The 8,897-nt window shown below is 70.9% G+C and carries 10 protein-coding genes and 1 tRNA gene; 5 read left to right on the top strand and 6 right to left on the bottom strand.

Annotated elements, in window-relative coordinates:
- Positions 1 to 669 (bottom strand): DUF2332 family protein (locus tag EIO58_RS08145; RefSeq protein WP_127819107.1); only part of this gene is annotated, 669 nt, incomplete at its 3' end.
- 119 nt (positions 670 to 788) lie between these two features.
- Here EIO58_RS08145 and msrB point away from each other — a divergent pair.
- Both msrB and EIO58_RS08135 read left to right on the top strand, forming a co-directional pair.
- On the top strand, positions 789 to 1,223 hold the full coding sequence (gene msrB / locus EIO58_RS08140; protein WP_127819106.1) for a peptide-methionine (R)-S-oxide reductase MsrB: 435 nt from the start codon (positions 789 to 791) through the stop codon (positions 1,221 to 1,223).
- On the top strand, positions 1,223 to 1,843 hold the full coding sequence (locus tag EIO58_RS08135) for a nitroreductase family protein (protein ID WP_127819105.1): 621 nt from the start codon (positions 1,223 to 1,225) through the stop codon (positions 1,841 to 1,843). The genes msrB and EIO58_RS08135 overlap by 1 nt, the downstream gene beginning before the upstream one ends.
- A 3-nt stretch (positions 1,844 to 1,846) precedes the next feature.
- Here EIO58_RS08135 and EIO58_RS08130 read toward each other — a convergent pair whose 3' ends face one another.
- Entirely contained in the window at positions 1,847 to 2,803 is a 957-nt protein-coding gene (locus EIO58_RS08130; protein ID WP_127819104.1) for a DMT family transporter, read from the bottom strand.
- A 50-nt stretch (positions 2,804 to 2,853) separates the two neighbouring features.
- On the opposite strand from EIO58_RS08130, the gene EIO58_RS08125 reads away from it, so the two are divergent.
- Positions 2,854 to 3,516, top strand: coding sequence for a hypothetical protein (locus EIO58_RS08125; protein WP_127819103.1), 663 nt, complete (start codon positions 2,854 to 2,856; stop codon positions 3,514 to 3,516).
- A gap of 29 nt (positions 3,517 to 3,545) precedes the next feature.
- On the opposite strand, the gene EIO58_RS08120 is transcribed toward EIO58_RS08125, so the two are convergent.
- Together EIO58_RS08120 and EIO58_RS08115 are read right to left on the bottom strand one after the other, a co-directional pair.
- Positions 3,546 to 3,621, bottom strand: a tRNA-Thr gene (locus tag EIO58_RS08120).
- Between the two features lie 38 nt (positions 3,622 to 3,659).
- Positions 3,660 to 4,610, bottom strand: a complete 951-nt coding sequence (locus tag EIO58_RS08115) for a DsbA family protein (RefSeq protein WP_127819102.1) — start codon at positions 4,608 to 4,610, stop codon at positions 3,660 to 3,662.
- Positions 4,611 to 4,834: 224 nt separating this feature from the next.
- Between EIO58_RS08115 and EIO58_RS08110 the strand changes: the two genes are divergently transcribed.
- Together EIO58_RS08110 and EIO58_RS08105 are read left to right on the top strand one after the other, a co-directional pair.
- Positions 4,835 to 5,938, top strand: coding sequence for an ABC transporter ATP-binding protein (locus EIO58_RS08110; protein WP_127819101.1), 1,104 nt, complete (start codon positions 4,835 to 4,837; stop codon positions 5,936 to 5,938).
- 82 nt (positions 5,939 to 6,020) lie between these two features.
- Positions 6,021 to 7,325: a DUF4032 domain-containing protein gene (locus EIO58_RS08105; RefSeq protein ID WP_127819100.1), complete on the top strand. Its 1,305-nt coding sequence runs from the start codon at positions 6,021 to 6,023 to the stop codon at positions 7,323 to 7,325.
- A gap of 25 nt (positions 7,326 to 7,350) precedes the next feature.
- On the opposite strand, the gene EIO58_RS08100 is transcribed toward EIO58_RS08105, so the two are convergent.
- Both EIO58_RS08100 and rlmB read right to left on the bottom strand, forming a co-directional pair.
- Positions 7,351 to 7,992, bottom strand: a complete 642-nt coding sequence (locus EIO58_RS08100; RefSeq protein ID WP_127819099.1) for an NAD(P)-dependent oxidoreductase — start codon at positions 7,990 to 7,992, stop codon at positions 7,351 to 7,353.
- 94 nt (positions 7,993 to 8,086) lie between these two features.
- On the bottom strand, positions 8,087 to 8,897 hold an 811-nt coding region (rlmB, locus tag EIO58_RS08095), incomplete at its 5' end, for a 23S rRNA (guanosine(2251)-2'-O)-methyltransferase RlmB (RefSeq protein WP_164861590.1).

The raw sequence follows: 8,897 nt of genomic DNA, 5'->3' as shown, positions 1-8,897 counted from the left end.
CTCGGCGACCACCTCGAGTGCCGCCTCGATGCGTTCGACCCGACCCGCCTCGCCCGGCCACACCAGGCTCGTGAGGAAGCGCCGGTCATCGTCGTCGGCGGCGTCCAGCGGCTCGAGGTCGACGCCCGCGCGCCACACGATGTCAGGCATCCGCAGGGGCGGATCACCCCGGACCTCGCACTCGAGCACGACCGCGGAGGGACCGTCGACCGGATCCAACGACTGCATGCCGGAGGGTCCGCGGAAGCGGTACGAGTACCGGTCCGGGTACAGGCACAGCCCCGCGCTCGCGCCGACCTCGAGCATCGCGATCGGTCCCTCCACCGTGGCGAGCGCGGTCAGCAGCACCGCGCAGCGCTGGGGCTCGTTGGTCTGCACGCGACGGACGGATGCCTCGGCCACGACGTCGTCGGCGTGGGCCCCGAGCCAGTCCGCCCACACCTCGAAGCGACTCTCGGGGGCACCCAGCATGCGGGTCACCGCGAACACGAGCGGGGGCTGGCGCCGGTTCTCGGGGATGCGGGCCAGGATGGCCGCGACCCCGGCGTCCGCGGCGACCCCGTGCGCCCACTCCTCATAGAGGGCGGAGCGGCCCGGCGCCTCGTCCCGGGCGAAGCGGTCGTACCGCTGTGCCACCGACTCCGCAGCCGCAGCATCCGTCTCGCGCATCCCGCCATCCTGCCGCAGTCCGCGACCGCGCGGCACGACCCCGTTCAGAGCGAACGTCCAGCGGGACGGGAGCCGGGCACCTGGGACTGGGGTTGAATGGTAGGAACCGAGGAGGACCCATGACGTACGCCGTCGACAAGACCGACGAGCAGTGGCGCGCCGAGCTCACGCCCGAGCAGTACGCGGTGCTGCGACAGGCCGGCACCGAGCGCCCCTGGACCGGTGAGCTGCTCGACGAGGACCGCGCGGGCCTGTATGCGTGCGCCGCATGCGGCGCCGAGCTCTTCCGCAGCGGCACGAAGTTCGACTCGCACTGCGGGTGGCCGAGCTTCTACGAGTCGATCCGCGCCGACGCGGTCGAGCTGATCGAAGACAACAGCCACGGAATGGTGCGCACCGAGGTGCGCTGCGCGAACTGCGGCTCGCACCTGGGGCACGTCTTCCCCGACGGGTTCGGCACCCCCACCGGCGACCGCTACTGCATGAACTCGCTGTCGCTGCAGTTCGCGCCCGGCGACAAGACGCCGGGCGAGGCCGCGCCGGATCAGGCGTGATGACCGCGCCCACGCTCCCTTCGCACACCGTCGCGGAGTCGCGCGCAGGGGTCCGGCCCGGCGGCCCAGCGCTCGAGGCGGTGCGCGCGCGGCGGTCGTGGTCGAAGGTGACCGACGAGGCGCCGAGCCACGAGGAGCTGTTGGAGCTCGTGTCGGCGGCCGGGCGCGTCGCCGACCACTCGTCGCTGCGACCCTGGCGCCTCATCGAGCTGCGTGGCACGGACCGTGAACGCCTGGGCAGGGCCATCGCGAAGGCCGAGGGCGAGAAGGGCGCGTCGTCGAAGCCGCTGCGCGCGCCGCTGCTCCTCGCGGTCGTCGCCAGCTACCGCAAGAGCGGCAAGGTGCCGCGCTGGGAGCAGGAGGCGGTGGCCTCGGGCGTCGCGCATACGCTGAGCCTGCTGCTCGATGAGGCCGGCTGGGGCGTCATCTGGCGCACCGGGCACTACACGCGGTCGAGGGCCGTCGCCAAGGCGCACGGGCTCGAGAAGAACGAGGAGCTGCTGGGCTGGCTCTACGTCGGCGGCAAGCCGGCGCGGGAGCGGGCCGGCCACCGCAAGCCGCTCGACGCCGGCACGGTGCTCTCACGGATGCCGCAGCCGAAGAAGTCCAGCAAGGCCTGAGCGTCAGCGCGCCCGCCGCCGCCGCCACGGCACCGCAGCCACCACGACCGACAGCAGCGCGATGGTGACCATCGCGAGCTCCTGGACGAGCCCCGGGCCCGTCGGCGTCGGCCACACGGCGTCGATCAGGACAGACGCGCACAGCTGCCCCACGACCGCTCCGAGGCCGAGCAGCAGCACCCCGGTGTCCCGCACGATGGCCGTACCCAGCGCGATGTAGACGACCCCGATCGCGCCGCCGAGGTAAAGCCACGGATCGGCGGGAAGCGGGCGTGGCGCACCGACGAGGCCGACGTGGACGACGGCGGCGATCGCGAGCAGGATCGTGCCGCCGGCGAAGTTGACGAGCGTCGCGGTGAGGGGCGTCTGCACGCGCTGGCGAAGTCGTCCGTTCGTCGCCTGCTGCCACGCGATTCCAGCGCCGGCGAGCACCGGCAGTACGGCCATCCACAGCGGCACGCCCGCGAGTCCGTCGCCCGCGACGGCCAGGCTCACTGCGACCAGCGCCAGGGCGCCTCCGATCAGCCGCGGCACCGTCACCGCCACGATTCCGGCGGGACCGAATCCGGCGCGGTCGAGCAGCAGTCCGCTCACGGTCTGGCCGGCCACGACGCCCACCGTGAACAGCGAGACGCCGATGAGCCCGACCGCGAGGCCCTGTGTGGCGACCGTGAGGGCTCCCGCCGCCCCGCCTGCCAGCATCCACCAGGGAATCCGCCGCTCCCGGATGCCTTCGACCAGGCGCGCGAAGCCGGCACGGCCGGCCGGGAACGCGGCCGAGAGGACGATGAGGATCACCAGGCCCGAGCCGAAGGAGATCACCGCGGCCACGAAGCCGTCATCGAGGTGCACCCCGAGCTGGCCGTTGATGCGGGCCTGCACGGCCGTCATCACGCCGATCGCCACCGCGCCGCCGAGGGCGAGGGCTGCGGGAATGCGCGGGGCGGTCACCCATCCCATCCTGCCCTGCGCGGACACGGCCCCGGAACCGGACGCGGTTACGCTGGAACGTGGCCATCTCCGCTCGCACGCGCACGCTGCTCACCTGGCTTCCCGCCACGGTCCTCGCCGTCGTGATCGGCGCCGTCGTGATCGCGTCGCTCGCGATCCAGGAGTCGTGGTGGACGCAGGAGAACCCGGCTGCGTCCGCCGATCAGAAGGCGTCGGACGGCTCCAGCATGCTGACCGACGCCGGGTTCGACTACGTCAACGTCGAGGGCGTCGTGCGCGTGCGCGTGGGCGAGGGCGGGCTGTCGGCGACAGAGCTGGGGCTGCCCGTTGACGGCGAGAAGTCCGCCGATTTCCGCCGCCCGGTGCGGGCGCTCATCGCCGTCGGCGACGAGGTGCATGCGCTCGACGACATCGCGTCGCTCACCGCGGTCGCGGAGGGCGACCGGCTCGTGGCGCTCACCCTGCGCCCCGATGTCGTGCGCGGCTGGTCGGGCGCGCTCGACTACCTCCGTGCGCTCGCGCCGGACTTCGGCTGGGATGCCTCCGAGCTCGACCCGTTGGAGGGCGAGCTCGGCGAGTTCAATCGCTCCGGCGAAGGCGAGACGTTCACCGCCTCGATCGGCCCGTCGACGGGCACAGCCGCCACGGTGACCGGAACGCTCGTGTTCGACCGGTCGTCCGGGGCGACACCGGTGACGATCACGTTCGAGCCGGCCGGGTGAGCGTGCGCCCGCGCGGCGCGCTGCAGACATGGAGCCGACTACGGGACTCGAACCCGTAACCCCCTAATTACAAGTTAGGTGCGCTACCAATTGCGCCAAGTCGGCAGGGCGCCCAGTCTACCGGCGCTCCGCTCGACTTCCGATCAGGGGGTCGGGGTGGGCGTCGGCGTCGGGCTCGCCTTGTAGTACGCGTCGCTGGCGACTGTGAGCACGAACTGCGCGAACTCCTTGGGGTCGTCGAGCTTCCCGACGTACTGGGTCCCGTTCACCAGCACCATCGGCGTGCCGGTGAGCGCCATGCCGTCGGTGTCGGGCAGCTCCTGCAGGGCGCGCTCGGTGGCGAGCTTGGCCCACGAGGTGTACGACTGCTCCTCGATGCACGAACGCACGACCTTGGCGCCGTCGAGGCCCGTCGCGATCGCGAGGGCAGCGAGCTCGCTGTCGGTGTAGCCGTCGGAGTCGACCTCGGGCTGCTGCGTCAGCAGCGCCTGGTTGAACGCGAAGAAGTAGTCGGGGGCGTGCTGCGCCACGCAGGCCGAGGCTGCGGCGGCGCGGAGCGAGTACTTGGTGCCATTGGACTTGGCGGTGAGCATCGCCACCGGGTAGTACGTCAGCATCGCCGCGTCCTCGTTGACCCACTCGGTGAGCTGCTTGACGTTGGCGACCTGGAAGTCTCGGGAACCCGTCGACAGGTAGTCGACGTAGACGCGGATGTCGACCGCCGGGGTGTCGGTCGGCGTCGGCGTGGGTGAGGGCTCGGCCGGCGCGGCGGTCGGCGTCGGCGTCTGTCCCCCCTGCACCGAGCCGTTTGCCTCGCTCCCCTCGGAGGTGATTCCGACGCCGGTGACGCCGGTGACCATGAAGCCGTCGTCGACGACGTTCTCAGGGCTCATGAGGGGCTTCGACGCGCTCGACGAGACCGTCCAGGTGACGACGACGGCGATGACCGCGACGACCGCGATGACCGCTGCACCCAGAGTCGTGCGGCGGATCAGCCGGGCGCGCGACTGACGCGCCTGCACCTGCTGCGCCTTCTCACGCACGGCGTCGCGGCGCTCGCTGGCAGCGGCGTTGTGTGACTCGTCGCTCGACATGGAACCTCTCGGGACGGAAGGGGGCCGGTCCTCCGGCGGAGTCCGCACGGGAAGGCGGACGTTGTCGATGCTAGCCAGCCACCCTGGGAAATGCCCAGACGCAACCTCCGCGCACGCCGTGTCATACTGTTCCTGTGCCCGACGGAGGGCGCGCGGGAGAGCCCCCGCTCATTCCATCACTACGGATCGTCCGGCACGTACCTGCCGGTGAAGGAGAAGAGAACATGGCGTCCGTCACGTTCGACAACGCAACCCGCCTGTATCCCGGGGGCACGCGCCCCGCTGTGGACAAGCTCAACCTCGAGGTCAACGATGGCGAGTTCCTCGTGCTCGTCGGCCCGTCGGGCTGTGGCAAGTCCACGTCTCTGCGCATGCTGGCCGGTCTTGAAGAGGTCAACGCCGGCCGCATCCTGATCGGCGATCGCGACGTCACCGACGTCCCGCCGAAGGACCGCGACATCGCGATGGTGTTCCAGAACTACGCGCTGTACCCGCACATGACGGTCGCCGAGAACATGGGCTTCGCGCTCAAGATCGCCGGCGTCGGCAAAGAGGAGCGCGCCGCCCGCGTGCTCGAGGCGGCGAAGCTGCTCGACCTGGAGGAATACCTCACCCGCAAGCCGAAGGCGCTCTCGGGCGGTCAGCGTCAGCGTGTCGCCATGGGCCGCGCCATCGTCCGCCAGCCCCAGGTGTTCCTCATGGACGAGCCGCTGTCGAACCTCGACGCCAAGCTCCGCGTCCAGACGCGCACCCAGATCGCCTCGCTGCAGCGGCGCCTCGGCGTCACCACCGTCTACGTCACGCACGACCAGACCGAGGCGCTCACCATGGGCGATCGCATCGCGGTCCTCAAGGACGGCCTCCTCCAGCAGGTCGGCACGCCGCGCGACCTGTACGAGAAGCCGAACAACGTCTTCGTCGCCGGCTTCATCGGCTCGCCTGCGATGAACCTGTTCCCGGCGCACATCGCCGAGGGCGGCGTCCAGTTCGGCGACAGCGTCGTCGGCGTCGAGGCCGACACGCTCGGCAAGGCGCACGGTTCGGAGGTCACCATCGGCGTGCGTCCGGAAGACATCCAGGTCGCCCCCGAAGACGGCAGGGGCCTTCAGGTCGTCGTCGACCTCGTCGAGGAGCTCGGCGCGGACGGCTACCTGTACGGCCACACCGACGTCAACGGCAAGCGCACCGACATCGTCGCGCGCGTCGACGGCCGCCGCCACCCGCTCGCGGGCGACAAGGTCACGCTGGCTCCGGTTCCCGGACACGTGCACGTGTTCGACCTCGAGTCCGGCGAGCGCCTCACCGACAAGGCGATCGCCTCGGCGTAAGCGGTTCCTACGCGACGGCGCGGGCGGGAGAGACTCCCCCCGCGCCGTCGCGCTTTCCACCCCCTGAATCTGCGGAGTTCCCGTGCCCGACGCCTTGAGCATCACCGCCAGCAGCGTGGACCCGGGCCTGCTGACGCTGCCCTGGTCGACGCCGCTGGCGGAGTGGCCCTCGAGCCACATCGTGTACCTTCCCAAGGGCATCTCGCGTCACCTCGTGCGCTTCGCCAACCTCTCCGGCCGCGTCGTCGCCATCAAGGAGACGACCGAGGCGATGGCGCGCCGCGAGTACGACATGCTCGGCAACCTCGCGCGCCTGGATGCCCCGTGCGTCGAAAGGGTCGCCGTGATCGCCGGACGCACGGATGCCTCGGGCGAGCACCTTCCCGCAGCGCTGGTCACCGCGCACCTGAAGTTCTCGCTCCCCTACCGCGCGCTGTTCACGCAGGTGCTGCGCCCCGACACCGCGACGCGTCTGGTCGACGCGCTGGCGGCGCTGCTGGTGCGGCTGCACAACGTCGGCTTCTTCTGGGGCGACGTGTCGCTGTCGAACACGCTCTTCCGGCGCGACGCCGGCGCGTTCGCGGCCTACCTGGTCGACGCCGAGACCGGCGAGCTGCACGAGAGCGGGCTCACGCCCGGCCAGCGCGCGCACGACCTCGACGTCGCCCGCACGAACATCGCGGGAGAGATCATGGACCTCGAGGCCGGCGGCCGCCTCGAGGGCGGTGTCGATGCCATCGCGATCGCCGACGGCATCGTGTCGTCGTACCACTCCTTGTGGGCGGCGCTCACCGACAGAGAGACGTTCCGCGCCGACGAGGCATGGCGCCTCACCGAGCGCGTGCAGCGCCTCAACGCCCTGGGTTTCGACATCGGCGAGATGTCGATCCAGGCGACCGCCGACGGCACCCGCGTCTCGATCCAGCCGAAGGTCGTCGACGCCGGCCACCACCAGCGCCGTCTGCTGCGGCTGACCGGGCTGGACGTCGAAGAGAATCAGGCCCGACGCCTGCTGAACGACCTCGACGAGTTCCGGGCGCGGATCTCGCGCTTCGAGGACGAGGACATGGCGGCCCACGAGTGGCTGACGCGCGTCTTCGAGCCCGTGGTGAAGGCGATCCCGTGGGACCTCCGCGCGAAGCTCGAGCCCGCCGAGGTCTTCCACCAGCTCCTGGAGCACCGCTGGTACCTCTCCCAGGGCAAGGGCAAGTCGGTGCCCCTCGCCGAGGCCCTGTCGAGCTACATCGACGACGTGCTGCGCCACCGCCGCGACGAGGCGACCCTCATGGGCCCGTCGACCGAGACGGTGTCGCTGCCGGTCCTCACCGGCAGCAGCCCGATCATCGACGACGAGGACGTCGAGCTCGACTGGCGCGACCTCGTCTGATCCGCCCTATCGCGACGCGCGGTCGTCAGTACCCGACGGTGAAACGCTCTCGCGAGTGCTTCGGGTTCTCGATCTCGTCGAGCACCGCGATCGCGAAGTCGGCGCCCGAGATGAACGAGTCGCCGTTCTCGTCGGTGACGAGCACGTCGCCGCCGTCGCGGTACGTGCCGGTGCGCTCGCCGGGATGGAACGCGCCGAAGCCGCCGGCGGGGTGGATGTAGAACCAGTCGCGGTCGGCCGGACCTGACTGCAGGTCCTCCAGGATGCCGATCGCCTCCATGGACTCGGGCTTGTACTCCTCGGTGAACGAAGGCTGGTCGACGAGCCGCTCGCCACCCGGCGCGATGAGGCTGCCACCTGCCCCGCCGATCACGCCGACACGCACGTCGTCGGGAAGCAGCGAGATCAGTGCGATGAGGTTCGGGCGCACGAGGCCCGCCATGTCGCCGCGCGGTGCCACCGCGGAGACGACCGCGTCGACGCCCTGCAGCTGCGCCAGCAGGTCGGGCACATCGGTCAGCGAGCCTTCGATGTACGTCGCGCCCGGCAACCGCTCGCTGGGGATGCGGCGTGCGATGGCGAGCACGCTGTGCCCTCGGTTCACCGCCTCTTCGACGATGTGACGACCGGCGTACCCGGTCCCTCCGATGACGGCGATGCGAGCCATGCTCTCCCTTTCGACGGTGGACGACGTTCCTCGAGGCATAAAGGGCGCGCGCGACGCATTCATTCCCGCGAATGCGTCCTCGCCGTCCGAGTCGTCAGCTCCCTGAGCGCATCGTGGACACCTGATAGAGGGCGACGGATGCCGCGATCCCGGCGTTCAGCGACTCGGTCGACGCCGAGATCGGGATCGACACGATCTGGTCGCACGTCTCGGTGACCAGGCGCGAGAGCCCCTTGCCCTCCGACCCGACGACGATCAGGACGGGGCGGTCGGCGAGCTCGAGCGACGGAAGCGACACGTCGCCGCCTCCGTCGAGGCCGAGGACGAACACGCCCTGCTTCTTGAACTCCTTGAGCATCGAGGTGAGGTTGGCCGCGATCGCCACGGGGATGCGTGCGGCCGCGCCGGCGCTGGTCTTCCACGCGGCGGAGTTGACGCTCGCCGATCGGCGCTGCGGAACGATGACGCCCTGTCCGCCGAACGCCGCCGTCGAGCGGATGATGGCGCCGAGGTTGCGCGGGTCGGTCACGCCGTCCAGCGCCACGAGCAACGGCGTCTGGCCGCTGTCGACGACCCGCTCCAGCAGATCCTGCGGGTGGGCGTACTCGTACGGCGGGACCTTGAGCGCGACACCCTGGTGCACGCCGTCGAAACCGGCCATGCGGTCGAGCTCGGGACGGGTGACCTCGAGCACCGGGATCTCACGGTGCGTCGCGATCGACAGCATCTCTTTGACGCGGTCGTCCATCTCGACCCGCTGCGCGATGTAGAACGCCGTCGCCGGGATCTTGGCGCGCAGCGCCTCGAGCACCGAGTTGCGGCCGGTGACGGTCTCGGTGTCATCGTCCTTCTTCGAGGGCCGCGACGACCGCGCGGGCGACGAGCCGGGGGCGGCCTTGCCGCCC

Origin of the sequence: Microbacterium sp. CPCC 204701 (assembly GCF_004010105.1) — a bacterium.
Classification (GTDB): domain Bacteria; phylum Actinomycetota; class Actinomycetes; order Actinomycetales; family Microbacteriaceae; genus Microbacterium.
The sequence above is the reverse complement of the archived record's forward strand: the minus strand, read 5'-3'. Positions and strand labels throughout refer to the sequence as shown.